The 26112-nt window shown below is 66.9% G+C and carries 21 protein-coding genes, 1 tRNA gene and 1 pseudogene; 7 read left to right on the top strand and 16 right to left on the bottom strand.

Annotated elements, in window-relative coordinates; genetic code table 11:
• A pseudogene (locus Q0P59_RS14120) lies at positions 1-124 on the top strand (acetyl-CoA C-acyltransferase); the annotation flags it as partial.
• 25 nt (positions 125-149) lie between these two features.
• A complete protein-coding gene (locus Q0P59_RS14115) occupies positions 150-1946 on the top strand; it encodes an acyl-CoA dehydrogenase (protein ID WP_295007344.1) in 1797 nt (598 codons plus the stop codon).
• 82 nt (positions 1947-2028) lie between these two features.
• Here the strand turns inward: Q0P59_RS14115 and Q0P59_RS14110 are convergent, their stop codons facing one another.
• The 9 genes from Q0P59_RS14110 to Q0P59_RS14070 all read right to left on the bottom strand — a co-directional run bounded on the left by Q0P59_RS14110 (position 2029) and on the right by Q0P59_RS14070 (position 16918).
• Complete coding sequence (locus Q0P59_RS14110) at positions 2029-3009, bottom strand: HAD family hydrolase (RefSeq protein WP_295007342.1); 981 nt, start codon at positions 3007-3009, stop codon at positions 2029-2031.
• A 131-nt stretch (positions 3010-3140) separates the two neighbouring features.
• Positions 3141-6626: an indolepyruvate ferredoxin oxidoreductase family protein gene (locus tag Q0P59_RS14105; protein ID WP_295007340.1), complete on the bottom strand. Its 3486-nt coding sequence runs from the start codon at positions 6624-6626 to the stop codon at positions 3141-3143.
• A gap of 59 nt (positions 6627-6685) precedes the next feature.
• A complete protein-coding gene (locus Q0P59_RS14100) occupies positions 6686-8128 on the bottom strand; it encodes a coniferyl aldehyde dehydrogenase (protein ID WP_295007338.1) in 1443 nt (480 codons plus the stop codon).
• Positions 8129-8274: 146 nt separating this feature from the next.
• Complete coding sequence (locus tag Q0P59_RS14095; protein WP_295007336.1) at positions 8275-9153, bottom strand: LysR family transcriptional regulator; 879 nt, start codon at positions 9151-9153, stop codon at positions 8275-8277.
• Positions 9154-9162: 9 nt separating this feature from the next.
• A complete protein-coding gene (locus Q0P59_RS14090; protein WP_295007334.1) occupies positions 9163-10278 on the bottom strand; it encodes an ABC transporter ATP-binding protein in 1116 nt (371 codons plus the stop codon).
• Positions 10275-11948, bottom strand: a complete 1674-nt coding sequence (locus tag Q0P59_RS14085; RefSeq protein ID WP_295007332.1) for an ABC transporter permease subunit — start codon at positions 11946-11948, stop codon at positions 10275-10277. The genes Q0P59_RS14090 and Q0P59_RS14085 overlap by 4 nt, the downstream gene beginning before the upstream one ends.
• A gap of 9 nt (positions 11949-11957) precedes the next feature.
• Positions 11958-13217, bottom strand: coding sequence for an extracellular solute-binding protein (locus Q0P59_RS14080; RefSeq protein ID WP_295007331.1), 1260 nt, complete (start codon positions 13215-13217; stop codon positions 11958-11960).
• A gap of 73 nt (positions 13218-13290) precedes the next feature.
• On the bottom strand, positions 13291-14670 hold the full coding sequence (locus Q0P59_RS14075; RefSeq protein ID WP_295007329.1) for an MFS transporter: 1380 nt from the start codon (positions 14668-14670) through the stop codon (positions 13291-13293).
• A 217-nt stretch (positions 14671-14887) separates the two neighbouring features.
• Positions 14888-16918 carry an NADPH-dependent 2,4-dienoyl-CoA reductase gene (locus tag Q0P59_RS14070; protein WP_295007327.1) on the bottom strand — a complete coding sequence of 677 codons (2031 nt, stop codon included), beginning with the start codon at positions 16916-16918 and terminating at the stop codon, positions 14888-14890.
• Between the two features lie 121 nt (positions 16919-17039).
• Here Q0P59_RS14070 and Q0P59_RS14065 point away from each other — a divergent pair, with 121 nt between their 5' ends.
• The 4 genes from Q0P59_RS14065 to Q0P59_RS14050 all read left to right on the top strand — a co-directional run bounded on the left by Q0P59_RS14065 (position 17040) and on the right by Q0P59_RS14050 (position 21224).
• The gene (locus tag Q0P59_RS14065; protein ID WP_295007325.1) at positions 17040-17678 is read left to right on the top strand and encodes a TetR/AcrR family transcriptional regulator; all 639 of its coding nucleotides are present in this window, start codon (positions 17040-17042) and stop codon (positions 17676-17678) included.
• A gap of 25 nt (positions 17679-17703) precedes the next feature.
• Positions 17704-19017: an MFS transporter gene (locus Q0P59_RS14060; RefSeq protein WP_295007323.1), complete on the top strand. Its 1314-nt coding sequence runs from the start codon at positions 17704-17706 to the stop codon at positions 19015-19017.
• Positions 19018-19188: 171 nt separating this feature from the next.
• Positions 19189-20577 (top strand): FAD-binding oxidoreductase, encoded by a 1389-nt coding sequence (locus Q0P59_RS14055; protein ID WP_295007321.1) that lies wholly within the window; start codon positions 19189-19191, stop codon positions 20575-20577.
• Between the two features lie 29 nt (positions 20578-20606).
• Positions 20607-21224 carry a TetR family transcriptional regulator gene (locus Q0P59_RS14050; protein WP_295007319.1) on the top strand — a complete coding sequence of 206 codons (618 nt, stop codon included), beginning with the start codon at positions 20607-20609 and terminating at the stop codon, positions 21222-21224.
• A gap of 61 nt (positions 21225-21285) precedes the next feature.
• On the opposite strand, the gene Q0P59_RS14045 is transcribed toward Q0P59_RS14050, so the two are convergent.
• The 4 genes from Q0P59_RS14045 to Q0P59_RS14030 form a co-directional block, all read right to left on the bottom strand.
• Positions 21286-21468 (bottom strand): hypothetical protein, encoded by a 183-nt coding sequence (locus tag Q0P59_RS14045; RefSeq protein ID WP_295007317.1) that lies wholly within the window; start codon positions 21466-21468, stop codon positions 21286-21288.
• A gap of 155 nt (positions 21469-21623) precedes the next feature.
• On the bottom strand, positions 21624-22232 hold the full coding sequence (mobA, locus tag Q0P59_RS14040) for a molybdenum cofactor guanylyltransferase MobA (RefSeq protein WP_295007315.1): 609 nt from the start codon (positions 22230-22232) through the stop codon (positions 21624-21626).
• A complete protein-coding gene (locus tag Q0P59_RS14035) occupies positions 22211-22585 on the bottom strand; it encodes a DsrE family protein (protein WP_295007313.1) in 375 nt (124 codons plus the stop codon). Before Q0P59_RS14035 ends, mobA begins: the two co-directional genes overlap by 22 nt.
• Positions 22578-23012, bottom strand: coding sequence for a glycine cleavage system protein H (locus tag Q0P59_RS14030; protein WP_295007311.1), 435 nt, complete (start codon positions 23010-23012; stop codon positions 22578-22580). The genes Q0P59_RS14035 and Q0P59_RS14030 overlap by 8 nt, the downstream gene beginning before the upstream one ends.
• A gap of 213 nt (positions 23013-23225) precedes the next feature.
• Here Q0P59_RS14030 and Q0P59_RS14025 point away from each other — a divergent pair, with 213 nt between their 5' ends.
• Positions 23226-23444, top strand: a complete 219-nt coding sequence (locus Q0P59_RS14025; RefSeq protein WP_295007309.1) for a YdcH family protein — start codon at positions 23226-23228, stop codon at positions 23442-23444.
• Positions 23445-23511: 67 nt separating this feature from the next.
• Here Q0P59_RS14025 and Q0P59_RS14020 read toward each other — a convergent pair.
• The 3 genes from Q0P59_RS14020 to Q0P59_RS14010 all read right to left on the bottom strand — a co-directional run bounded on the left by Q0P59_RS14020 (position 23512) and on the right by Q0P59_RS14010 (position 26061).
• Positions 23512-23607: transfer RNA gene (locus tag Q0P59_RS14020), tRNA-Sec, on the bottom strand.
• A 5-nt stretch (positions 23608-23612) separates the two neighbouring features.
• On the bottom strand, positions 23613-25505 hold the full coding sequence (gene selB, locus Q0P59_RS14015) for a selenocysteine-specific translation elongation factor (protein ID WP_295007307.1): 1893 nt from the start codon (positions 25503-25505) through the stop codon (positions 23613-23615).
• 4 nt (positions 25506-25509) lie between these two features.
• Positions 25510-26061 (bottom strand): NAD(P)H-dependent oxidoreductase, encoded by a 552-nt coding sequence (locus Q0P59_RS14010; protein ID WP_295007305.1) that lies wholly within the window; start codon positions 26059-26061, stop codon positions 25510-25512.
• Positions 26062-26112 lie beyond the last annotated feature (51 nt).

Here is a 26112-nt window from a genome sequence, read left to right as displayed (position 1 = left end):
CACCGGGGCGATCCGCATCGCGACGCTGGTGCATGGCTTGAAGCGCACCGGGGGCAGGTACGGCATGGTGTCGATGTGTATCGGTACCGGCATGGGTGCGGCTGGCATCATCGAGCGCGTCTAAACAACTTTCAATCGAGGAATAAATAATGAGCGACTACCGCGCTCCAATCAAAGACATGCGTTTCGTCATGGACGAAATCGCCGGCTTCAACCAGCTGAGCCAGATTCCCGCTTTCGCTGACGCGACGCCGGACATGGCCGACGCCATTCTCGACGAAGCCGCCAAGTTCACCGGCGGCGTGCTTGCCCCGCTCAATCGCATCGGCGACACCCAGGGCTGCACCTGGACGCCGGAAGGCGTTACCACGCCGGACGGCTGGAAGGAAGCCTACACCGCCTTCTGCGAAGCCGGCTGGAGCGGTATTGCGCTGCCCGCCGAATTCGGCGGCCAGGGCCTGCCCAGCGCGCTGGGCATCGCCGTGCAGGAAATGGTCTGCTCGGCCAACCTTGGCTTTTCGCTCGGCCCCTTGCTCACCGGCGGTGCCGTCGCAGCGCTGTTGACCTGCGCCAGCGATGAACTCAAGGCGACCTACCTGGAAAAGATGGTCGCCGGCGAATGGACCGGCACGATGAACCTGACCGAGCCGCAGGCCGGCTCCGACCTGGCGCTGCTGCGCAGCCGCGCCGAGCCGCAGGCCGACGGCAGCTACCGCATCTTCGGCCAGAAGATATTCATCTCCTACGGCGACCACGACATGACCGACAACATCGTTCATCTGGTGCTCGCCCGCCTGCCGGACGCCCCGGCCGGCGTCAAGGGCATCTCGCTGTTCCTGGTGCCGAAGTTTATGGTCAATGCCGACGGCAGCCTCGGTGCCCGCAACGACGCCCATTGCGTGTCGATCGAGCACAAGGTCGGCATCCACGCCAGCGCCACCTGCGTCATGGCCTTCGGGGACAACGGCGGCGCCGTCGGCTACCTGCTCGGCCAGGCCAACCGCGGCCTCGAATACATGTTCGTGATGATGAACGAAGCCCGTCTCGGCGTCGGCGTGCAGGGCATCGCCCTCGGCGAACGCGCCTACCAGCGTGCCCTGGCCTATGCCCGCGAGCGCAAGCAGGGCCGCGACGCGCTGACCGGCGAGGCGCTGGTCAGCATCGACAAGCACCCGGACGTGCGCCGCATGCTGATGCTGATGAAGTCGCGCGTCGAAGCCTGCCGCGCCATGGCCTACTACACCGCCAGCCTGCTCGATCGCGCCCATGCCGGCAGCGACCCCGAGCAGCAGAAGCGCGACCTGTTCCTGGCCGAATTCATGATCCCGCTGGTCAAGGGCGGCAGCACCGAGATGTCCATCGACGTCACCTCGCTCGGCGTGCAGGTGCATGGCGGCATGGGCTTCATCGAGGAAACCGGCGCCGCCCAGCACTGGCGCGATTCGCGCATCACCACCATCTACGAAGGCACTACCGGCATCCAGGCCAACGACCTGCTGTTCCGCAAGCTGATGCGCGACCAGGGCGCCACCGCCAAAATCGTCTTCGGCGAAGTGCATGCCACCGCCAAGGCGCTCGCTGCTTCCGGCAAGCCGGAACTGGCCGCCATCGGCGAGAAGCTGGGCAGCGCGCTGCAGGCGTGGACATCGACCACCGAATGGCTGGCCGCCAATGTGAAGACCGGCCTTGGTGGCGTGCTGACCGCCGCCGTGCCTTACCTGCACCTGGCGGTGACCGTCACCGGCGGCTGGATGATGGGCAAGGAGGCGCTGGCGGCGGCCGGCTATCTGGACAAGGGCGAGGGCGACGCCGCCTTCTTCCGCGCCAAGATCGCCTCGGCCCGCTTCTACGCCGACCAGATGCTGCCGCAGGCGGCTTCCTTCGCCGAAACGGCGAAGGCCGGCGACGCGGCCATAGCCGCCCTGGGCGACGAACTGTTCGCCTGATTCGCCGGGCAAGGCTGAAGCAACAAGGCCCCGGGGTCGCTGACGCGGCTCCGGGGCCTTCTCTTTTGCGGCGTGTGTTTACCTAGCGCGGGTAGATGGTGAGCCAGTCGCGGGCCATGTCGGCAATAACCCAGTTGCCGGCGAGCGCGGCATCCAGCCCCTTGTCCAGCTTGCCGATGGGCGACTTGCGGTCGTAGGCGAATTCGCGCCGGGCATCGGTGTGATGCACATAGGCCATCAGGCGCGCGCCGCTGCCGCCGGCCGTCCATTGCAGCATGGGCAGGTCGCCGTCCGAGTTGCCGAAGGCGGCGATGGGGCGGCGGCCGATCTGGGCGACGATGGACGCGACTTTCCCCTTGCCGTCGTTGATGAACTCGACGGCCGGCGCACGTCCGGCGGCATTGTCCCCGACGACAAGTTTCAGGCGCGACCCGATGACCTGTTCGTGCGGAACGCCATATGCGCGTTCGGCAAAGGCACGCATGAACTCGACGTCGCCGCCGGTCACGATATAGGTCTTGAAGCCGTTGGCGCGCAGATAGCGGAGCACTTCGAGCATGGGCTGGTAGACCATGGCGTCGTAACGCCGTCCGGTCAGCGGATGGCGTGCGCTCGCCAGCCAGGCCTTGACCTCGGCGCGGAAGGCGTCGATGTCTCCCTCATACGTGGCTTCGACGAGTTCCACCATGCCTTTCTCGCCGCCGGCCAGGGCACCCTTCAGGTCGCCGGCCAGCGCCGCCTGGAATACCGGCTTGTCGGCCCATTCGGGGTGCGCCGGCGCCAGCGCCCGCAAGCGGTCGAAAGCGAACAGCAAGGGAAAATAGACGGGCTGCTCGGCCCACAGCGTGCCGTCGTTGTCGAACACGGCGATGCGTTCCGGGGGGCTGACGTAGTCCTTGCCGCGGCTATCGGTGACCCGTTCGACAAAGCCGACGATGGCCTGCTTGGCTGTTCCGGCGCGCCAGGAGGGCAGGGGGTCGGCGGCCTGGGCGGCGACCGCCAGCAGCAGGCCGGCAAGAAATATCCAGTGCGACAGCGAACGTGAAAATCGGGCAGCGAACATCGTTGGTCTCCTGATCAGAGCGGGGCGTTTCCGGCAAAAAAAATGCCCGCTGCGAACAGCGGGCGGAAGAGGGCTATTTCAGCCCACGCAGAGGAAAGTGGGGCCCGTCCCGGGACGGGCCGAATAGTGGTCTAGCAAGCGGCCTGCGCCAGCGAATCGAGCAGGCCGGCACGCTCCCGTTCCATGGTCGCGGCGTGCTGCTCGCGGACATGGCCGTAGCCGCGGACCTTCTCGGGCAGGCTGGCGATTTGCACGGCGGTCGCATAATTGCCGGCCGCGATGCGGGTGATGCAGCCGTCGATGTCCTGTTCGTACTGTTCGAGCAAACGGTGCGCCATCTTGCGTTCGGCCGAGTTGCGGTAGACGTCGAGGAAGCTTCCGCGCAGTCCCTTGAATTTGCTCAGCACCTGGAAGCCCTTCATCAACCAGGGGCCGACCTCCTTCTTGAACGGCTTGCCGTTTTGATCGACACCGCCGAACGGCCACTGGCCGAGGTGGAAGTGCACCTTGTAGTCGCCCTCGAAGGTGGCTTCCAGCTCGCGCTTGAAGGCCTCAGACGCATACAGGCGGGACACCTCGAATTCGTCCTTGATGGCCAGCAGCTTGAAGTAATAGCGCGCCACGGCCGTCGAGAACTCCTTGCCCAGCCCCCTGGCTTCTTCAACGGCGACCGCCCGTTTGACCAGCTCGAGGTAGCGTTTGGCATAGGCCTCGTCCTGGTAGGCTTTCAGGAATTCGGCCGAGCGGGTGACCACGGCGTCGCGCGACATGTCGATGCGCGGCGCGAACTGGATGGTCGAGGTGGCCACGGCCGCCTTTTCCACCGCGGCGAGATCGTGCGCGGCGCGCCGTCCCCACAGGAAGCTTTGCTTGTTGAACTCGATCTGCACGTTGTTCAGTTCGATGGCCTTCATGATCGATTGGTGCGTCAGGGGCAGGCTGCCGCGCTGCCAGGCCAGCCCCAGCATGAACATGTTGGCGGCGATGGTGTCGCCCATCAGCAGCGATGCCAGGCGCAGCCCCTCGACCGCCGTCAGGCCGTCGCCGGCGACGGCCTGCAGCCGCTGTAGGAGCGCCTCCTTCTCGAGCTTCCAGTCGGGATTGCGGACGAATTCGCTGGTCGGCACGACATCGGAAGCGACGAACACCTGCGTGCGGCCGTTCCGGATCTTGCTCAGGGCCTCGTCGCCGGCGGTGACCACAAGGTCGCAGCCGACGATGGCATCCGCCTCGCCGTAGGCGATCCGCGTCGCGTGCAGATGGCTGGCATCGGGCGCCAGCCGGACATGGCTCATCACGGCGCCGAATTTCTGCGCCAGGCCGGTCACGTCGAGCACCGAGCTGGCGATACCCTGCACATGCGCGGCCATGCCCAGCACCTGGCCAACGGTGACGACACCGGTGCCGCCGATGCCGGTGATCAGGATGGAAAAATCCTTGTCCAGCGCCGGGATGACCGGCTCGGGCAGGCTCGGGAAGTCGCCTTGCGCCGCCTTCTTGATCTTGCGCAGGGCGCCGCCGTGCACCGTGACGAAGCTCGGGCAGAAGCCCTCGATGCACGAATAGTCCTTGTTGCAGGCGCTCTGGTTGATCTTGCGCTTGCGGCCGAACGGGGTTTCCAGCGGCTCCACCGACAGGCAGTTGGAGGCCTTGGAGCAGTCGCCGCAGCCCTCGCAGACGGCGGCATTGATGAAGGTGCGCTTGGGCGGATCGATCCACTTGCCGCGCTTGCGCAGCCGGCGCCGTTCGGTGGCGCAGGGCTGGTCGTAGACGATCACGGAAACGCCGGGATATTCACGGAAGCGCTTCATCACGGCATCCAGTTCGGTGCGCGGCAGGACTGGGACGCCATTGGGCAGGGAGCCCGGCGGATGCTTGGCGACCTCGTCGGTGAGGACGACGATTTCCTTGACGCCCTCGGCCAGCAGTTCGCTGACCATGCTGGGCACCGACAGTTCGCCGTCGATGGGCTGGCCGCCGGTCATCGACACGAAGCCATTGACCAGTATCTTGTAGGTGATCGGCGCCTTGGCGGCGATCGCCTGGCGGATGGCGAGGAAGCCGGAATGGAAATAGGTGCCGTCGCCGATGTTGGCGAAGACGTGCTTTTCCTTCGTGAAGGGCTGCTGGCCGATCCAGTGCAGGCCTTCGCCGCCCATCTGGCTGATTGCCGGCGGGGTGGCGACCGGGTTGTTGAAAATGGCCATGGCGTGGCAGCCGATGCCGGGGACGGCACGCGAGCCTTCCGGCACCTTGGTCGAGCGGTTGTGCGGGCAGCCCGAGCAGAAGGTCGGGATACGCGAGGGCGACGCCGGGTTGGCCACGCCGGGCGGCATCTTGGGCGCCGGCAGCGCGATGGCCGGGATCGGGCAGGCGGGATCGAGCTGGCGCAGCACATCGACCAGCACCTTGGCGACGATGGGCGGCGACAGTTCGCCATGGGCGGCAAAGACGTTCTGCCCGCGCTCGGGTGCGAACGGATTGCTGGCGTTGAACTTGCCGACGATGCGCGGCGGTTTCGCCAGCTTCAGGTCGTAGAGCTGGGTTTTCAGCTGATCCTCGATCAGGCCCTTCTTTTCTTCGATGACCACGACGGTGTCGAGGCCGTCGACGAAGCTCTTGATGAATTCGGTTTCCAGCGGCCAGACCATGCCGATCTTGCCGATGCGGATGCCCAGCTCGGTGAGCCTGGCATCGTTCAGGCCGAGTTCCGACAGGGCTTGCAGCAGGTCCTGGTAGGCCTTGCCGGCGGCCAGGATGCCGAGGCGCGCACCCGGGCATTCGTGCGCCACGACGTTGATCGGGTTGGCGCGGAGGAAGGCGGTCACGGCGTGCAGCTTGTGGTTGACCAGGCGGTCTTCCATGATCAGCGGGTTGTCTATCAGGCGGGTGTTGAAGCCGGCCGGCCCGAGGTGCGGCGCGGGGGCATGCTCGGGGATGGCGATGGTCGGCTCGTTGGCCGAAATGCGGACCGAACCGCCGCCTTCGACGACGTCGTTATGGACCTTGATGCCGACCCAGCAGCCGGAATAGCGGCTGAGGGCGATGCCGAACAGCCCGAAGTCGATCAGGTCCTGCGTGTTGGACGGGTAGAGCACCGGGATGCCGGTGGCGATGAAAATCTCGTCCGAAAAGTTGGCGATGGTCGAGCTCTTGGCGCCATGGTCGTCGCCGGCCAGCGCCAGCACGCCGCCATGCTTGTGGGTGCCGGAACTGTTGGCGTGGCGGAAGACGTCGCCGGTACGGTCGACGCCGGGGCCCTTGCCGTACCAGATGCCGAACACGCCATCGACCGTGGCGCCGGGAAAGACGCCGACGTACTGCGTGCCGGCAACCATCGTGGCGGCCAGGTCTTCATTGACGCCGGGCTGGAACTTGATGTTGTGCTCGGCCAGGCGCTTCTTTTGCGTCCACAGCTCCATGTCGTAGCGGCCGAGCGGCGAGCCCCGGTAGCCGGAAATGAAGCCGCCGGTATTCAGGCCATTGGCCTTGTCGCGTTCCTGAATCAGCAGCGGCAGGCGGGCGAGGGCCTGGTTGCCGGTCATGTATACCCAGCCGTCCTGGATCTCGAATTTGTCGTCGAGGGTGATTTCGGCCTTGTTGAGCGGAGCGTTCATTGAACACTTCTCCTGTGATTGATCATCTATCGGGGAGGGGCTTTCGGTATGGCTGCGGCTCAGCTCTTCATCTTCATCATGAAATCGAGCATCTTGGCGGCCTTCCCGGCATAGGGCGGCATCAGCATGTTGATGCTGCGCCACGGGCTTTGCTTGAAGACCGGGCGCAGCTTGGAGAAGGTCTGGAAGCCTTCGTAGCCGTGGTAGTGGCCCATGCCGCTGTTGCCGACGCCGCCGAAGGGAAGCGTGTGCAGGCCGGCGTGCATCAGGCCGTCGTTGATGGTGACGCCGCCGGAGATCGTGTTGTGCATGTAGTAGTCCTGGATCGCCTTGTCGTTGCTGTAGACGTAGAGCGCCAGGGGGCTGTGATGGTCGCCGATGTAGTCGACCACTTCTTCCTTGGTCCGGTAGGTCTTGATCGGCAGCAGCGGGCCGAAGATTTCGCGCTGCATGATGATCATGTTGTCGGTGACGCCGGTCACGGCAATGGGCGGCATGATGCGCTGCGCCGGGTCGCCGTTGCGGCCGGGGCACAGGTTGGTTGCCGTGGCGCCCTTGGCGACGGCGTCGGCGAGGGTTTCCTGCAGGCGGTCGTACTGGCGCTGGTCGATGATCGCCGTGTATTCGCCGTTGGTGATGCTCGGGTAGCGCTCGGCGGTGATCGCCTGCGCCTCGCGGATGAATTCATCGACCTTGCCTTCGGGCAGGTACAGGTAATCGACGTTGGTGCAGATCTGCCCGGCGTTGAGCATCTTGGTCCACATGATCCGCTCGGCGGCCGTGCGCATCGAATAATCGGGCGCGACGACGCAGGGGGATTTGCCGCCCAGTTCCAGCGTCACCGGCGTCAGGTTCTGCGCGCAGTTGGCCATCACCGCCCGCCCGGTCATCGGCGAGCCGGTGAAGAACAGGTGGTCGAAGGGCAGCTGGGTGAACTGCGGGCCGCGGCCGCCGCCGTCCTCGAAGAAGGCCAGCTTGTCGGCGGAAAAATACTTCGGCGCCAGGCGCTTGAACAGCTCGGCCAGGGCGTTGGAGTTTTCCGACATCTTGACCATCACCCGGTTGCCTGCGGCAAAGGCGCAGATCATCGGCTGGAAGGTCATGGCGATCGGGAAGTTCCAGGGGACGACGATGCCCACGACGCCCACCGGTTGGGGGAAAACCCAAGCCTTGGCGAGAGGATATTGCGTCGGGTCCACATGGCGCTTTTGCGGCTTCATCCATTTCTTGAGCTGCTTGATGGCGTCAAGAGTGGCGTCCTGGCATTGCAGCAGTTCCGTCAGCTTGGTTTCGAAGCTGCTGCGGCAGCCGTAATCCTGGTTGACGGCGGCAATCAGCGCATCCTTGTTGTCGACCAGCAGGCGGTGGATGCCGCGCAGGTCGTTGCGCCGCTCCTCGAGCGACGGCACCCGGTTCGCCTTGTAGGCGGCGCGCTGCTTCAGGTAGGTCTCTTGAAACTCCGCAGGCGTGCCCGCGGCAAAACTGATGTGGTGGTCGGCCATGAGTCGAGTGTCTCTAGAAGTCGTTCGACAAAACGCCCCTTGCACCATGCCTTCACCGGCGCAATGTGCGGTCGCTTGTTCTTGCTTCTATTGGAGCACCGGGTGGAGGCAACTCTTATCCCCCTCTCGGGGGGGGCTTGGACGAATTACAGGTTCCAGCACTCGCGCAGCACCGACAGCATGCCGATGGTGGTCGGGTGGGATTCGTTCTTCTGCCGGTAAATGAAGGAGAGCGGCACGTCGATCGCAGCGTGCGGCCAGATCACGGCATGCCCTTCCTCGACCGCCTGCAGCGCCCGTTCCTCGCGCAGCAAGGTCAGGCCCAGCCCGGCGCGGACCAGTTCCTCGAGCGCCGAAATCTGGTCGCAGCCCAGGGTTTCGCGCGCCTGCAAGCCTTGCTGCGCGAAGAGCTGCTGTTGCAGGCGGCGGATGTGGCTCTTGGCCGGCGGCGTCAGCCAGGGCATCTCGGCCAGTTCGCGCCAGTTGGCGGCAACCAGCCGCTCGGCCAGGGCGCGCGGGCCGACGACGAGGTAGCGGACGCTGCGCAGCGCGATCCTGGCGAATTCGGGCTGGTCGAGGTGGCCGATGTGGAAACCGGCATCGAGCTCGCCGTTGGCGACGCCGGCCAGCAGTTCCTCGGCCGGGCAGCTGCGGAAGCCGAGCTTGAGCAGCGGCAGCGCGTTCTGCAGGTTGTAGAGGAAGGCGCCGAGGCGGATGAATTCGGCGTCCTCGACCGTGCCGACCAGCAGGTTGCCGGTGATTTCTCCCTTGATCTGCTTGGCCTTGTGGAGCAGGCCGTTGAAGGTGTCGAGCACATGCTCGGCCTCGTCGAGCAGCAGTTCGCCGGCCTTGGTCAGTACGATTTTCCCCGGGCTGCGCGTGAACAGCACGATGCCCAGTTCCTCCTCGATGGCCTTGAGATGGGCGGTGACGGCGGGCTGGGTGAGGCACAGGCGGTCGGCCGCCTTGGTCACCTGGCCGAGCCGGGCGACCATGACGAAGGATTTGAGCTTGAGGATATCCATGCCGCCGGCTCAGGACGCCGCTTCGTCGGCGAGGAACAGGCGCGCCTGGCCGAGGTTGAGCGCGAGCAGGATGCGCTGGCCGGCCGGCAGCGCCGGCATGCCGCACAGGTGCGGCTGGCTGGCGGAGAGGCATTGTTCGCCGACCTGCAGCGTGTAGACGTATTCGCTGCCGGTGAATTCGACGTTCTCGATCACCCCTTCGACGTGGAAGTCGCGGCCGTTGCGCTGGCTGTCGACCGGGATCAGGCGGATCGCCTGCGGGCGCAGCGCCATTTGCCCCGCCGCGCCATGGCGGGCGGCGGCGGGCAGGGTGGGCAGGGTGGGCAGCGGCAGCTTGCCGAGGTCGGGCGAGACGAAACAGGGCGCATGCGTCGGCTCGATCTGCAGCTGGCCGGAAATCAGGTTGACCGCGCCGCCGATCTGCGCGACGTAGGCGCTTTGCGGGAAATCGTAGAGCGCGGCCGGCGTGCCGACCTGTTCCAGCCGGCCGTGGCGGATCACGCCGACGCGGTCGGCCAGGCTCAGCGCCTCCTGCTGGTCGTGGGTGACGAGCACGGTGGTGAAGCCGAGCTGGCGCTGCAGGCGGCGCAGTTCGCGGCGCATCTGCTGGCGCAAGGCCGGGTCGAGATGGGAAAACGGCTCGTCGAGCAGCAGCAGGCGGGGCTGGCCGGCCAGGGCGCGGGCCAGCGCCAGGCGTTGCTGCTGGCCGCCGGAGAGTTCGGCCGGGCGGCGGCCGGCAAAGTCGGCGAGCGCGAAGGCGTCGAGCGCCCAGGCCATGCGTTCCCGCCGCTGCGGCACGGAAAGCCCGTGTTCCTCGAGCGCGAAGTCGATGTGCTCGGCGACGCTGAGGTGCGACCATAGCGCATAGCCCTGGAAAACCAGGCCGATGCCGCGCTGCCAGGGCGCGAGGCCGGTGATTTCCCGGTCGTCGAGGCGCAGGCTGCCGCTGCTCGGCTTGTCCAGCCCGGCGATGACGCGCAGCAGGCTGGTCTTGCCCGAGCCGGAGGGGCCGAGCAGGGCGAAGAACTCGCCGGCCTCGATGCTCAGGTCGATGCCGTCGAGCAGGGTCTGCCCCTGCTTGCGCACGCCGAGGGCGGCCAGGCGCAGGCCGGCGCGCGGCATCATGCTGCCGGCTCCGCAACCGGCCGCGGCCGGCGGCGCAGTGCCTGCCGGCCGAGCGCGGCGCCCAGGCCGAGCAGGGCGAGCGCGGTGACGGCCAGCGCGGCGCCGCTTTCCTGGTTCGAGGTCTTGAACATTTCCAGATAGATGCTGTAACTCAGGGGGGCCATGTTTTCGCTGGGAATCAGGATGAGGGCGGTGGACAGGTCGAAGGCGGCCATCAGGAAGCAGACGGCGAAGGCGGTGACGAGGCTGCCGGCGAGCAGCGGCAGGGCGATCCGGACGAGGCTGCGCCACGGCGTCTGGCCCAGCACGTGGGCGGCTTCCAGTTGCTGGGCGGGCAGGTTGGCCAGCGCCAGGCGCAGAATCTGCACGGCGTAGGGCAGGTTGCGCACGGAGAGCACGAGGGCGATGAAGGCCCAGGGCGGAGCGGCAAGCAATTCGCCGCCGAAGGGAGAGAAGGCGGCATAGCACTGCTGGTAGCCGATGACCAGCGCGCTGCCCGGCAGCGCGACGAGCCCGAGCAGGGCGTTGCCCAGCCGGCGCGCCCGGGCCGTCCGCCGGCTGTGCAGGCGCAGGGCGATGATCAGCGCGGCGAGCAGGGCGCACAGCGCGGCAAGGCCGCAGTAGAGCAGGGTATTGCCGAGGGCACCCTGCTGCGTCTGCCAGGTGGCCAGGTAGTGGCGCAGCGTGTAGCTCTCGGGCAGCGCCGTGAAACTCCACAGCCCGGCGAAGGAGAGCAGCAGCAGGGCGATGAAGGGCAGGCCGGCGAGGCCGGCGAGCAGCGCCAGGTAGGCGCGTTCGCCGGGCGACAGGGGTGGCCGTTCGTCGTCGGCAGGCGGCAGGGCGAGCGGGCTGAACAGGCTGGCCGGGGCGAACGGCCGGCTGGCCAGCAGCCAGGCGCCGAGCGTCAGGCAGAGCAGGCACAGGGCGAGCACGCTGTTGACCGGGTCGGCGAAGCCGTGGCTGCCGACGCGCAGGTAGAGCAGCGGGGCGAGCAGCGTGCCCTGGCCGAGGATCAGCGGCGTCGCGATGTCGTCGAGGACGCGGCTGAAGATCAGCGCGCAGCCGAGGGTCAGCCCGGGCAGGGCGAGCGGCAGGAAGATGCGGCGCAGGAAACGCCACCCGTGGCGCGGCGCGCAAAGCAGCGCGCTGTCGATCTCCTGCTGGCGCTGGCGCAGCGGGAGCAGGATGGCGAGCAGCAGCATCGGGAAGTAATGCACGACCTCGACCGCCAGCAGCCCGGCCGGGTGATTCAGCCAGCCGGCCCAGCCGCCCGGGCCGAGCGCCCCTTTCAGCGCGGCGGCGGCGAGGAAGGGCGGCGTGCATAAGGGAAGCAGGCCGAGCGGCAGCCAGGCGGCGAAGGCCTTCGGCTGGCGGAGCAGGATCACCGCCGCCGGCAGCGCCAGCAGGCAGCAGCCGGCGGCGGTGGCGCCGGCGAGCAGCAGGCTGTTGCCGAGCGCGGCGCGGTAGGTCGGGTTGGCCCAGGCCAGCAGCAGGCTGTCGAGCGGCGTTGCGCTGCCCCCCAGGCTCAGGCCGTTGACGAGCAGGGCGAGCAGCGGCAGAACGATGAAGGGCAGCAGGTAGACCAGCGTGCTCAGCGCGAACAGGCCGTTGGCCAGGCGTTCCGGCCAGCGGGTCTGGCTGGCGGAAGGCGCGGGGGCAGGGGTGAGCATGTCCGGCACTCAGCGCAGCAGGTCGAGGGCGCGGCGCAACTGCTCGCCGGCCTGGCGATAGTTGGCCTGGCTGGCGCGGGCGACCTGGTTTTCGAGGAGCAGGGTCTGGCGCTCCGCCAGCGGGGCGGCGTCGGCGCCGGCGATCTCGGGCGGCGGCCGGTAGAGCAGGCGGCGCGCTTCGGCTACCAGCGCCGCGGCCTGCGGCTCGGGGGCAAGCGCCAGCCGCCTGTCGGCTGCGTGCAGCAGGCGCGTCGTTTCGCGCAACTCGGCGTGGCGGAAGGTGATGGCCTGGTCGAAGAGCACGCCGATCAACTGGTAGCGGTGTTGCGACAAGGCGCGGTCGAAGCGCTGCCCGGCCTGCGCCAGGTGCGGGAGCAGGGCGTGCTGCGGGTTTTGCGCTTGCGCCAATACCGGCAGCCGGCTGATTTCCGGGCGGTTGAGCAGGGCCTGGCCGGCCGGCGACAGCGTGAAGGCGAGAAAGCGCCGGGCGCCGTCCGGATTGGGCGCGGCGGCGAGCACGGCGATGTTGGCCGGGATGATCGAAGTCTGCGGCGGGTAGATGAAAGCGACCGGGGTGCCGGAATTCCGGGCGCCGAGGGCGAGAAAGTCGACCACCGGCCCGGCGCCGTACTGCCCGCGACCGACGGCGTTGGGGACGCCGAAGCTGCGTTCGCTGATTTCCGCGCAGTTGCCGGCGATGCGCAGCAGCAGTTGCCAGCCGGCCTCCCAGCCGTGGCTTTGCAAAATCTGCTCGACGATCAGGTGGGTGGTGCCCGAGCGCGCCGGCGAGGTCATGATCAGGTGGCCGAAATAGGCCGGCTGGCCGAGGTCGGTCCAGGTGGCCGGCGGCGGCAGCGCCTTGGCGGCGAAATAGCGGGTATTCCACATGATGCCGTAGCCCGACCAGGCCTGGGCCAGGAAATAGGGCTGGGCCGAGGCGTCGACCGCGGCATCGCCCGGTGGCGGGGCGAGGCGTTGCAGGTAGCCTTGCGCGGCGAGCTGGTCGAAGGTTTCCGGCGCCGACGACCAGACCAGGTCGGGGCGCGGTTCGAGATGGCGGCCGAGGATGTAGGTCAAGGCGCGCGGCGACGGCAGCGACAGGAATTCGACGCGCAGGCCCGGGTTGTCGGCTTCGAAGGCCTTCTTGTAGGACTGGGTGATTTCCTTGCTGAACGAGGTGACGACGACGATGCGCTGGCTGCCGCTCGCCAGCGGGGCGGCGAGCAGGGCCAGGATGAGCAGGAAAAGGCGGCAGGCGGGCAGGGGCATGGTCGGGGGCAAGCCTAGCGCAAAAAGGGGCGGCGCAGGAAGCGCCACCCCTCGCTGCGTGCGGCGCGCGGCCTCAGGCGGCGTTGTTGGCCAGTTGCGGCGCTGCCTGGCGGGCGTTTTCCAGGTTCAGCGTGCTGCGGTGGGTCAGGTGGCAGAAGACGAAGCAGAGCATGGCGCCGGTCAGCAGGGTGTAGAAGCCGGCATCCCAGCCGTAGAGGTCGACCAGCTTGCCGATCAGCGCAGTGCCGATGGTGGCGCCGACGATATAGCTCATGAAGCCGCGCAGGCCGACCGCCGAACCGACGGCGAACTTGGGCACGATTTCCATGGTGCTCACCGAGAGCAGGAACTGCGGCACGTAGATGAAGGCGCCGATGACGCCGGCGGCCGCGGTGACGACGAGCAGCGAACTGCTTTCGTGATAGACGAACAGGGCGCCGAAGATCACCGTGACGCAGAACATGGCCAGCGGCATGCGGCGGCCGCGCAGGTACTTGTCGGTAATCACCCCGGCGAACAGCGTGGCCGGGATCGCCGCCCACTCGAAGATGGCGAAGGCGACGCCCATCTGGCCCTTGGAGAAGCCCTTGACCTGGAGCAGGTAGATCGGCAGCCAGCTGATGACGCCGAAGCGCACCAGGTAGACGCAGGCGTCGGCCAGCGAGACGAACCAGACGTTCTTGTTGGGCAGCACGTAGCGGCGGAAGATCTGGAAGGCCGAGAGGTTGTCCGGGGCATGGTCGCTGTTGTCGCGGATCAGGTCGTTCTTCGCCACGTCGGGCAGGATCTTTTCGACCGGCGGCAGGCCGGCGTTGTAGGTGGTGCCGACGCCGACCCACATGAAGACCACGGCGATCACCGCCGCCAGCGCCGCCGGCGCCCAGTAGGAGGCGGCCTGCCAGTGCTCGGCGCCGAACAGCGCGAAGGCGCCGACCGAGATCGGCGCCACGATGCCGCCGCCCAGGTTGTGCGAGATGTTCCAGATGGCGCCGGTGCGGCCGCGCTGCAGGCGGGGGAACCAGCTGGCGATGGTGATGAAGGACGGCCCGACGCCCATGCCCTGGAACAGGCCGTTGGCGATGATGAGCACGACGAACATCCAGAATTCGCTGCTGAAGCCGAGGAAGAAATTGACCAGGCAGGAGAGCAGCAGCCCGCAGATCATGTAGTACTTGGGATTGCATTTGTCGGCGAGCAGGCTCATCAGGCCCTTGCTCAGGCCGTAGGTGATCAGCATGCAGCTGCTCAGGATGCCGATGTCGGTCTTGGTCAGCGCCATCGCCTTCATCAGGTAGGGCGTGGACAGCGTGAAATTGGAACGGACGATGTAATAGGCGGCATAGCCGATGAATATGCCGAACAGCGCCCGCAGCCGCAGGCGGTAGTAGGCGGCTTCGACCTGGTCGGCGGGAACGGCCTCGCGGGCGGCCCGGGATTGCAGCAAGCTGAACATGATGTGGTGTCTCCTTATCTGGTCTGCTCGCCGCCCGGAGGGGGGAGCGAAGCCACTCTAGAGAGATTGCACCATCCGGGAAAATCACTTTTCGTGATGTGCCCGATCAGCAAAAACGGGGTTCGTCGCCGCCTCGCTTGCCGTGTTCGGAAAAAAACAGGGAAGGCGCTTGCCTTCCCTGCGTTCGGTCTGTCGGGAAACGACGGAGAGCGGGCGGTCAGAGGGCCTTTGCCAGTTCCAGCCCTTCGGCGAAGGCCAGCTTGGCGTCCATGCCGCGCGCATCCCGCGCGGCGCCGATGCGATGCACGCGGATGCCGCTGCCTTCGAGCTGATCCGCCAGGTCGGCGCGGGCGCGCTGGCCGGCGCAGATGATCACGGTATCGACCTCGAGCACCTTGTCTTCGCCGCGATAGCTGAGTTCGACGCGGCCCTTGTCCACCTGCTTGAAAACGACGCCGCCCCACATCTGGACGCCGCGCTTCTTCAGCACCTCGCGGTGGATCCAGCCGGTGGTCTTGCTCAGTTCCTCGCCGACCTTGATGTCGCGCACCTCCAGCAGGTGGATCTGGCGATCCACAGCCGGGGCGGGGCGCGGTGCGGCGAGGCCGCCGCGCGCCTCGAAGCGGGCGTCGACGCCCCATTCGGCCATGTAGCCTTCCTTGCCCTGGTGCGCGTGATCGTCGGATTCGGTCAGGTATTCGGCGACATCGAAGCCGATCGGGCCGGCGCCGATGATCGCCACCCGCTTGCCGACCGGCTTGCCGTGCTCCAGGACATCCAGGTAGTCGAGGGCCTGCGCGTTCTCGGCGCCCGGGATCGGCGGCGTCCAGGGGCGGACGCCGGTCGCCACGACCACGTCGTCGTAGCCTTCGGCGAGCAGGGCTTCCTTGTCGGCGGTCTGCCCCAGGCGCACTTCGACGCCCGCCTTGTCGAGGCGTTTTTCGTAGTAGCGGAGGGTTTCGTAGAATTCCTCCTTGCCCGGAATGCGGCCGGCGATTTCGAATTCGCCGCCCAGGCTGGTGCGCGTCTCGAACAGCGTGACCCGGTGGCCGCGCTCGGCGGCCACAGCGGCGACCATCAGGCCGCCGGGGCCGGCGCCGATCACCGCGATGCGCCGCGACTCGGCCGTCGCCGTCACGCCCGGCTCGATCTCCCGGCAGGCCAGCGGATTGACCAGGCAGGTCGTCATCTTGCCTTCGAACACGTGGTCGAGGCAGCCCTGGTTGCAGCCGATGCAGGTGTTGATCTCCTCCGAACGCCCGGCGGCAGCCTTGGCGACGAACTCCGGGTCGGCCAGGAAGGGGCGGGCCATGGAGATCATGTCGGCCTGGCCGGAGGCGATGGCCTGCTCGCCGACTTCGGGCACGTTGATGCGGTTCGAGGTGATGACCGGCACCTTAACCTCGGCGCGCAGCTTGGCGGTAACGCCGGTGAAGGCGCCGCGGGGAACGTTGGCGGCAATGGTCGGGACGCGGGCTTCGTGCCAGCCGATCCCGGTATTGATGATGGTCGCGCCGGCCTTTTCGACGGCCTTGGCCAGCGTCACGATCTCTTCCCAGTCGCTGCCGCCCTCGACCAGGTCGAGCATCGACAGGCGATAGATGACGATGAAGTTGCTGCCCACCCGTTCGCGCACGCGGCGGATGACCTCCAGCGGGAAGCGCATGCGGTTCTCGTAGCTGCCGCCCCAGCGGTCGCTGCGCTGGTTGGTGCGCTGCGCCAGGAACTGGTTGATCAGGTAGCCTTCCGAACCCATCAGTTCGACGCCGTCGTAGCCGGCGCGCTGGGCGAGTTCGGCGGCACGGGCATAGTCGTCGATCTGCTGCTCGACCTCGGCGTCGCTGAGTTCCTTGGGCAGGAAGCGGGTGATCGGCGACTGGATCGCCGACGGCGCAACCGAATCCTTGGTCATCGCGTAACGCCCGGCGTGCAGCAGCTGCATGCAGATTTTGCCGCCCGCTTCATGCACGGCATCGGTGACGATGCGGTGATGCGCCACCTCGGCCTCGTCGTCCATCCGGGCGGCGCCCCTGAAGACCACGCCGTGGATATTCGGCGCGATGCCGCCGGTGACGATCAGGCCGACCCCGCCCCGGGCACGGGCCGCATAGAAGGCAGCCAGCTTCTCGAAGCCGCCGGGCTGTTCTTCCAGGTTGGTGTGCATGGAACCCATCAGGACCCGGTTCTTGAGGGTGGTGAAGCCCAGGTCGAGCGGGGCGAGAAGGTGGGGGTAACGGTTAGCGCTCATGGTGGCGATCCTCACGGTACGGTTACACGAAACTCCAGCGCGGAGTGTATCTTGACGGCGTCAAGTTACCCGGGTATCTTGACGCCGTCAAGTTGACTTTATTGCATCGGATACCGGCCCCATGAATGCCCCCGAACCCAAGCCCTACCATCATGGCGAACTCCGCCCGGCGCTGCTCGCCGCGGCCAACGGCATCATTCGCGAAGCGGGCGTGGACGCCCTGTCCATGCGCCGGCTGGCGGATCAGGTCGGTGTCTCGCGCATGGCGCCGTACCATCATTTCAAGGACAAGAACGATCTGCTGTGCGCGATCGCCGAGATGGGCTTTGCCGACCAGGACCGGATGATCCGTTCGGTCATCGACGACATCGGCACCGAGGACGGCGCCCGGCTGTTCGAGAACTGGGTCCATGCCTACATCCGCTTCGCCCATGACAACCCGGAAACCTACGACCTGATGTACGGCAAGGAAATCTGGAAGCGGGGAGCGCCGACGCCGGTCCTGCACCAGGTGTCCAGGGCCAGTTTCCGCCTGTGGGTGGACATGGTCGGCAAGCTGCAACTGCAAGGGGTCCTACCCGCTACCCATCCCGCCCTGCGGACGGCACAAGCCAGCTGGGCCACGCTGCACGGCCTGGCCCGCCTGCTCAACGACGGCGTCTACGTCCTGTCCGGCGATCTCGACGAAATCGCCAACACGGCGGTGGACCTTCTCACTCAACGCACTGGCGGCAGCCAGACCCCGGGCGCGCCTGCCTGAAACCCTGACTCCGGAGAACAAGATCATGAGCGATTTCGCGACTGCGGCCTCCCGTAGCGAACCCACCGTCACCGCGCCGTCCACCGGCGAGGTCGATGCCGTCGTCCGCAAGGCCGCCTGGCGCCTGGTCCCCATCCTGTTCCTGGCCTACCTGATCAATTTCATCGACCGCATCAACATCTCCTTCGCCAAGTTGCAGATGAGTTCCGCGCTCGGGCTGGACGACGTGGCCTTCGGCATCGGCGCCGGCATGTTCTTCATCGGCTACTTCTTCTTCGAAGTGCCCAGCAACATGATCCTCGAGCGCATCGGCGCCCGGCGCTGGGTGCCGATCATCATGGTTTTCTGGGGCCTGGCGACCGCGGCGCTGGCCTTCGTCAGCACGCCGATGGAGTTCTACCTCATCCGTTTCTTCATCGGCTTTGCCGAGGCCGGTTTCTTCCCCGGCGTGGTGCTCTTCCTGACCTACTGGTTCCCCGTCTCGCATCGCGGCCGCATCATGGCCCTGTTCATGACCGGGCTGGCTATCTCCGGCGTGCTTGGCGGTCCGCTCTGCGGGGCGATCATGCAGTACCTCGACGGCGTTGCCGGCATTGCCGGCTGGCAGTGGCTGATGACCACGACAGGGCTGCCCTCCCTGCTGGTCGGCGCGGCCATCTACCGGCTGTTGACCGATCATCCGGATCAGGCCGCCTGGCTCGACGAACGCGAACGCGCCGTCCTCAAGCAGAGCCTTGGCAACCAGGAGCGGCCGAAGGCTTCCGTGAAGGAGGGTTTTTTCAACTTCTGGAGCTGGAACTGCGCCTTGATCTACTTCCTGCTGGTCTGCGGCGGCTATGGCCTGTCGTTCTGGATGCCGACCCTGTTTCGCAACGCAGGAGTTGCTTCAAGCCTCGATATCGGCCTGCTGGTGGCGCTGCCCAACCTGGTCGGGGTTGTCGCCATGCTGTTGATCTGCCGCCATTCCGACCGGACCCAGGAGCGCCGTTGGCACTTGACCTTCTGTTTCGCCCTCGGGTCCGCTGGTTATGCGGTGACGGCCAGCCAGTTGGGCAGCGTGCCGGGAATGCTGCTTGGGCTGTGCATCGCCCACGTCGGCATCCTCTCCGGGGTGCCCATGAGCTGGACGATTCCCACCCGCATGCTGGCGCCGTCGGCTGCCGCCGTCGGTATCGGCATCATTGCCTCGGTGGGTAATCTTGGCGGCTTCGCAGGGCCGGTTCTGATCGGCAAGCTCAGCGAGCAGGCGGGGGGTTTCGCTGTCGGCATGCTGGTCGTTGCTTGCCTGTCGCTGTTCGGGGCGCTATGGACTGCGCTGACCGTACGCATCCCCCGCTAGCCTGACCCGGCACGCCGGGCAATTCAGCCGGCCAGTTCCTTGCGGGGCCTATTTTCTTCCCCCGAGGGGGGGATGAGAGTTCTACTCATCCAATGCTCCAATGGAAAGGAGCGAGGCATGTCTGCCCAATCAGGCAGAGGTCAGTCATAACGCCATCTGGAGGGGTACAACATGGATATCGTCAAGGAACTGCGTGCCTTGATCGGCGCAAGCGGCGTGCTGGATGCCGCCGAAGTGGCCACGCGCTCGGCCGGCGCCTTTCGGCCCGATACCCTGAAGGCGGCTGCGCTGGCTCGCCCGAGGACGACGGAGGAGGTCGCCGCCGTGCTGCGCTGGTGCCGCGCGCAGGGGATTTCCGTCGTCACCCAGGGCGGGCTGACCGGCCTGGTCCACGGCGGCGACGCGCAACCCGACCAGGTCATTCTGTCGCTGGAAAACATGCGTGCCATCGAAGGCATCGACCCGGTTCAGCGCATCGCCACCGTACAGGCCGGGGTCACCCTGCAGAGCCTGCAGGAGGCCGCCGACACCCATGCGCTCGCCTTTCCGCTGGATCTCGGCGCGCGCGGCACGGCGACGCTCGGCGGCATGGCGGCGACCAATGCCGGTGGCAACCGGGTGATCCGCTACGGCATGACGCGAGACATGATACTCGGCCTCGAAGTCGTGCTCGCCGATGGAACCGTCGTCTCCTCGCTCAACTCGCTGATCAAGAACAACACCGGCTACGACCTCAAGCAGCTTTTCATCGGCTCCGAGGGAACGCTCGGCGTCATTACCCGGCTGCTCCTGCGCCTGCGCGAAAAACCCCTGACCACCAACATGGCCTTCATCGGCCTCGACAGCTTCGACAGCATGGCCAGGCTGCTCAAGCACATGGACCGCAGCCTGGGCGGCACGCTGTCGGCATTCGAGGTCATGTGGCAGGATTTCTACAAACTGGTGAGCACGCCCCCTCGCGGCAAGACGCCGCCGATCCCGCAGGACTATCCTTTCTACGTCCTGGTCGAAAGCCAGGGCGCGGACCGCGAGCTGGACGACCAGCGCTTCAACAACGCGATCGAATCCGCCTACGAGGCGGGGATTGTCGCCGACGCCGCCATCGCCCAGTCCGAGGCCGACTGCCAGGGGTTCTGGACCTTGCGCGACAGCGTCGAACTGGTCCTCGAGGGCGGGGCGCCGATCATCTTCGACATCTCCCTGCCGATCGGCGAGATGGATAACTACATCAACCGGCTCAAGTCGGCGCTGCCCGAGGCGATCGGTTCCGATCACCGCCTCTTCGTCCTCGGCCACCTGGGCGACGGCAACCTCCATGTCATTGTCCAGGTGCCGCCCGCCGACTATCCGCTGGCGCGACCCCGGGTCGAGGCGCTTGTCTACGGCGGTCTTTCCGGTTTCCGCGGCTCGGTGTCGGCAGAACACGGGATCGGACTGGAGAAAAAGCCCTGGCTTTCGATCAGTCGAAGTTCGGAAGAGATTAAACTAATGAAAATGGTAAAAAAAATACTGGATTGCGACAATGTTCTTAATCCGGGAAAATTGATTGATTCGATGTAGCCCATCGCCAACAGACTGACGAACGGAATATGGCCCGGAAAACCAAGGAGGACGCGGAGCGGACGCGCAAGGATCTGGTCGTGGCGGCGCGCCAGGTGTTTCACGAGTGCGGCGTCAGCCGCTCGACGCTGGAAAAGATCGCCAAGGCGGCCGGCGTGACGCGCGGCGCCGTGTATTGGCACTTCAAGGACAAGGCCGAACTGTTCTTCGCCATGCGCGAGGACGTTTTCGCGCCGGTGATCCTGCGTACCGACGCTTTCCTCTATTCACCGGATTATGCCAATCCGCTCGATGCCATCGAAGCCTCGCTGGTCGAGTTTTTCAGCGTGCTGGAAAACGACGTCACCGTACGCGAGGTGTTCGAGGTCATGATTTCGCGCTGCGAATACGTCGACGAATTCGCCAGCGTTCAGGAAGAGGTCAGTCGGCCAGCCTTGCACTTTCTCGAAAAAATGGAAGGCGTCTATCGGTTGGCGGCCGAGAAGGGGATGTTGCGCACCGCCGTCAGCCCCGAGGCCGCAGCGCGCGATACCTGGGCCTTTACCAGCGGCATTCTGCACCTGATGTTCGGTGTCAGGCGGAGCAGCGGCCTGGAGCGGCTGATTCCCGAGATGATCCGGGCGCACATGGCGATGCGACGCCCCTGAGGGGCATCGCGACAAAAATGCTGCACTGAAGCAAGCCGGCCGGGCGACTTGCCCAGCGCGATCAGGCCTCGATGCGGGAGATGACGACGGCGCTTTGCGGAATCTGGTAGTCGGCCGCCAGCTGGGTGCGGGCGATATCCTCGATAGCCTTGTCTTCGCAGGCGACGAAGTGGCGGGCGCCGCAAAAATCCTGCGGAATGCCGGCGCGATCCTGGGTGATGCGGTAGTGCACCTTGACGTTCATTTGCTGTTTACCTTTTATGTGGTTTTGTGATCCTGCGCGCGCAGTTTAGGCGCAATCTTGTGCGACGCAATAAGGGTTTTCCACAGGTTGGGGAGTCGTTATGCGACGTGGCTGCGCGGCCCTGAATGACCGCCGGATGCCCGCTTGCCCGGCGCCTAGCGCGGGGCGTCGAAGCGCTGCAGTTCTTCGCGGGTGTTGATGTTTTCGAAGGCCGAGGCGACGTCGTCGAAGGGAACCTCGACGGTCTTCAGGCTGGCGTACCAGCGGTCGAACTTGCGCTCGCCGCTCTGCAGGTAGGCCGTTAGGTGCGGCAGCAGGTCGCGCTTGCACAGGCAGAACACCGGGTGCGGCTGGTCGAAGGTGCGGGCCACGGCCAGGTCGGCATCGGCAGCCCGCATCGCGCTGGCCAGCCGCGACACCAGGTCGGTCGGCAGAAACGGCGAATCGCAGGGCGCGGTGGCGACCCAGGGGTGGGCGGCTGCCGACAGCGCGGCATGCAGGCCGGCCAGCGGGCCGGCGAAGTCGGGAATTTGGTCGGCGACGACGCGGTAGCCGAATTCGGCGTAGCGCTCGGCATTCCGGTTGGCGTTGATGAGCAGTTCATCGACCTGGGGCGCCAGGCGTTCGACGACCCAGGCGCCCATCGGGCGTCCGTGGAGCTCCTGCAGCCCCTTGTCGACGCCGCCCATGCGGCGTCCCTGTCCGCCGGCAAGGAGAACGCCGGTGATCGGCGGGCAGGCCATCAATAGACCAGCGTGCGCCATGCCGGGTCGAGCGTGCGGGCAACGAAGGCGGTGGCGCCGGCGGCCCGCGCCTGCGGGATCAGCGCCTCGCTCTCGGCGATCCACCCGGCACGGGCCATGCCGCAGGCAAAGAGCGGGATGTTCTCGGCGATGACCTCGCGCAGGAATTCGCCGATCGATTTTTCACGGGCGGCCGTGGGGTAGAGCGTGTCGGCCACGCCCTCCGCCAGCAGGCGGATGGCCGGGCCGGCGAAATGGATTTCGACCTCGGCATCGAGGGCGTGCGCGGCCAGGGCGTGGACCAGCGGCGTCGAATACAGCTCGGGGCGTTCGACGCTGGGCGAGCAGATCAGGATGGCCAGCTGCTCACTCAAAGCATGCCTCCGGCTCGATCTTGAGGATGTGCCGGCGGTAGGCCGCGGCATCGACCAGCGTTGCCTTGTCGGCTTCCCAGTCGGTAGGCCGGGCGCGCACCATCCAGCCGGCGTCGTAGGGCTGCTTGTCCACAAGGGAAGGGCGTTCTTCGGCAGCCTCGTTGCCTTCGAGCAGGGTGAAGGAGATCGGCGCGTGGACGGCGAGCACGGTCTTGCGGCACTCGACGGTGCCCAGGCCCTTGCCGACGACAACCTGGGCGCCCTTCGGCTTGGCGGTAAAGGCGATGATCTCGCCGGCGAGGAAAATGCCGAAGCTGGTCGCTCCGATCAGCACCTCGCCGTTTTCCTGGACGCGGACCCACATGTCGTGGCCGGGGCAGTAGAGGCGGTCGTCGGGCACGCTGCCGTGGAAGGGATGATGAGCCATGGGCGGAGGGGAATTGGATGGATGCGGAAGTTTAACCCCGGCGCGGCATTCCGGCTCGGGAAAGCGACAGCGGCGGCCGGATGGCCGGCGATTGGCACGGGAGCGAAGGCCGGTCGAGGAAGCGAAATGTTGACGCAGCGCAATACATCAAGGCGAATTGCCTGCTAGCGTGGGGCTGTCTGTTTTGTAACCATCAACCATGAGAGTTAGCCTATGTTTCCCGAGTATCGCGACCTGATTACCCAACTCAAAACAACTGACCGCCACTTTCTCAACCTGTTTGACCGGCACAACGATCTGGACCAGCAGATCAAGAATCTGGAGGCGCACATCGGACATGCGACGCATCTGGAAATCGAGTCGCTGAAGAAGGAAAAGCTGGTGCTGAAGGATGAGCTGTACGGGCTGCTACGCCGGGCCGCCACGGCCTGAGGCATCCGGAACCCCGCTGCGGCGGGGTTTTTTCCGGCATGCACCGGCAAATGGCCGGGGCGGGTATTGGCGGAAGAGAGCAGGAGTCGAACCTACCCAAACCTGTTTGACAGGTCCTGCCGGTTTTGAAGACCGGCCGTCCCACCGGGGAACGATCTCTTCCGTTGTTCATGCGCCGAATTGCTGCGGATTGCCGCGCAATACGTGGGTATCGCGGACCCGGCGAGTGTAGCCGATACGGTCGAAAAATTCGAGGATGTGGATGGCGACTTTTCGGCCGCCGCCGATTTCGTCGCGCAGGGGCGCGGCGCGGGCCATGCCGTCGCGGGCATTGATGGCGGCGACGCGTTTCGCCAGGTCGGCGACGGCTTCCGCGGTGAAATAGTGGTCGTGCGCCACCGGGTAGGCTTCGCCGATGCGGGCGACGCGCTTGAACAGGGCGCGCACGGTGTCTTCGCCGACGCCGGTGGCCTTGGCCACGTCGCGGACACGGGGCGGGCCGTAGGGCGCGGCGTCGAGCAGCGGCTTCAGCGTCTGCCACAGGTCGCGGTCGCCGGCGGCCATCTGCACGCGATGTTCGGGCAGGTGCAGCCAGGCGTTGGTCTGGGCGATACGGCCGTCGGCCAGCGGCGCGGAGAGCAGGGCGTCGAAGGCCGGCCGGCCGAGGGTGGGCAAGGTCAGGCGGCGCAGGCGGTCGCGTTCGACGCCGGGCATGTCCGGGGCGCGCTCGTGCTCGGCGGCGAGGGCGGCCAGCAGGCGTTCCGACAGCGACTGCCAGTTGGCCGGCGAGAAGGCGGTGTTGCCGACCAGGCGCAAGCCGAGCTGGTCGACAAGCGTTTGCCGCGAGGCGGCGTCGAGGTTGCGGTTGAGGGCGCAGGCGTCGAGCTCGACGCCGGCTACCTGCTGCTCGGTGGCGAGTCGCAGGGCGGCGGCCGGGTCGTCGTTCGCCAGCGCGGCGAGCATGGCCAGGCGTTCCGGGCTGCGTTTCTTGCGCGTCGGCGGGAAGATGTCGAGAACGCGGCCGCCGCCGATGGTGTGGCGGGCCGAGGCGTCGCGCAGGATGAAGCGGTCGCCGGCCAGGGTGCCGATGTCGCGCTCCAGCGCGATCTGGGCCCAGTGTTCGCCGCCCGGCGGAATCTCGTCGGCGCCGAGCAGGGCGATGCGGGCGGGGACGTCTTCGGCGCCGAGGTGGAAGTGGACCTGCGTCCAGTGCTTGAGCGGCGGCTGGCCGGGCAGGACGCGGACGGTGGCGTCGAAGCGGTGGGTCGGGGCGTGCAGGGCGGGCGCGAGCAGCCACATGCCGCGTTCGACCTCGGCCTTCTCGATGCCGGCCAGGGCCAGCGCGATGCGTTGCCCGGCGTGGCCGGATTCGGCCGGCGTGTCCTGAACGCGCAGGCTGCGCACGCGCACCGGCTTGCCCGGCGGCGAGAGCAGCAGCTGGTCGCCGGCCTTCACGGCGCCGGAGAAGGCGGTGCCGGTGACGACGGTGCCGGCGCCGGAGAGCGTGAAGCAGCGGTCGATGGCGAGGCGGAAGCCGCCTTGCCGGGTACGTTCGCCGATGGCCGCGGCCATCCGGTCGAGATGGCCGCGCAGCGCGGCGATACCCTGGCCGGTGACGGCGGCGACCGGAAAGACCGGGGCATCGGCCAGCGCCGTGCCGGCGAGCAGGTCGGCGATTTCGGCCGTGGCCTGCGCCTGGCGCTCGGGCGATACGCCGTCGATCTTGGTCAGCGCCACGGCGCCCTGGCGGATGCCGAGCAGTTCGACGATGTCGAGGTGCTCGCGGGTCTGCGGCATGGGGCCGTCGTCGGCGGCGACGACGAGCAGCGCGAAGTCGATGCCGGTCGCGCCGGCCAGCATGTTGTGGATCAGCTTCTCGTGGCCGGGCACGTCGATGAAGCCGAGCGTGCCGCCGGCCGGCAGCGGGGTGTAGGCGTAGCCGAGGTCGAGCGTGATGCCGCGGGCCTTCTCTTCCTTCAGGCGGTCGCAATCGACGCCGGTCAGCGCCTTGACCAGCGTGGTCTTGCCGTGGTCGATGTGGCCGGCGGTGCCGATGATCATGGCGTCAGTCGGCCCGGAAGAAGGTGTCGGCGGCGGCCAGGGCGGCCGCGTCGGCGAGCACGGCGTCGGGGGCGCCGCCCTTGCCCCACAGCGGCGGCATGGACTGCATGCCGAGGAATTCGGCGCACATGCGGTAGCTGTCGAACATCGGCTGGGCCTTGTCGCGGTCGCCGCTGGTGGCGATGACCCACAGACGCTTGCCGGCCATCCTTTCCTTGAATTCGACGCCGGGGATGCGCAGCCAGGCGCTCCAGTGGTCGAGATAGGTTTTCAGCGGCGACGGCACGGAGAACCAGTAAACCGGCGATACGAAAACCAGGTCGCTCGCTTCCAGGGTCAGGTCGAGCAGGGGCTTGGCCTCGCCGATGGGCATCGGATAGGTGCCGGCGGTATGGCGCAAATCCACGAACGGCGGGATTTCCAGGTCGGCCAGCTTGCACCAGGTCTGGCGGGTGCTGGCGGGCAGGCCGGCGGCGGCACGGCGGGCCAGCGTCTCGGTGTTGCCGACATGGCCGGGTTCGCGGGTGCTGGCATTGAGGAAGAGGAAGTGGGACATGATCGAGGCCGGTTCGTCAAAAAGCGTATTCTGACACGCCCCCGCGCCAAC

It is taken from the genome of uncultured Dechloromonas sp. (genome assembly GCF_945957265.1).
Taxonomy (GTDB): Bacteria; Pseudomonadota; Gammaproteobacteria; order Burkholderiales; family Rhodocyclaceae; genus Azonexus.
The sequence above is the reverse complement of the archived record's forward strand: the minus strand, read 5'-3'. Positions and strand labels throughout refer to the sequence as shown.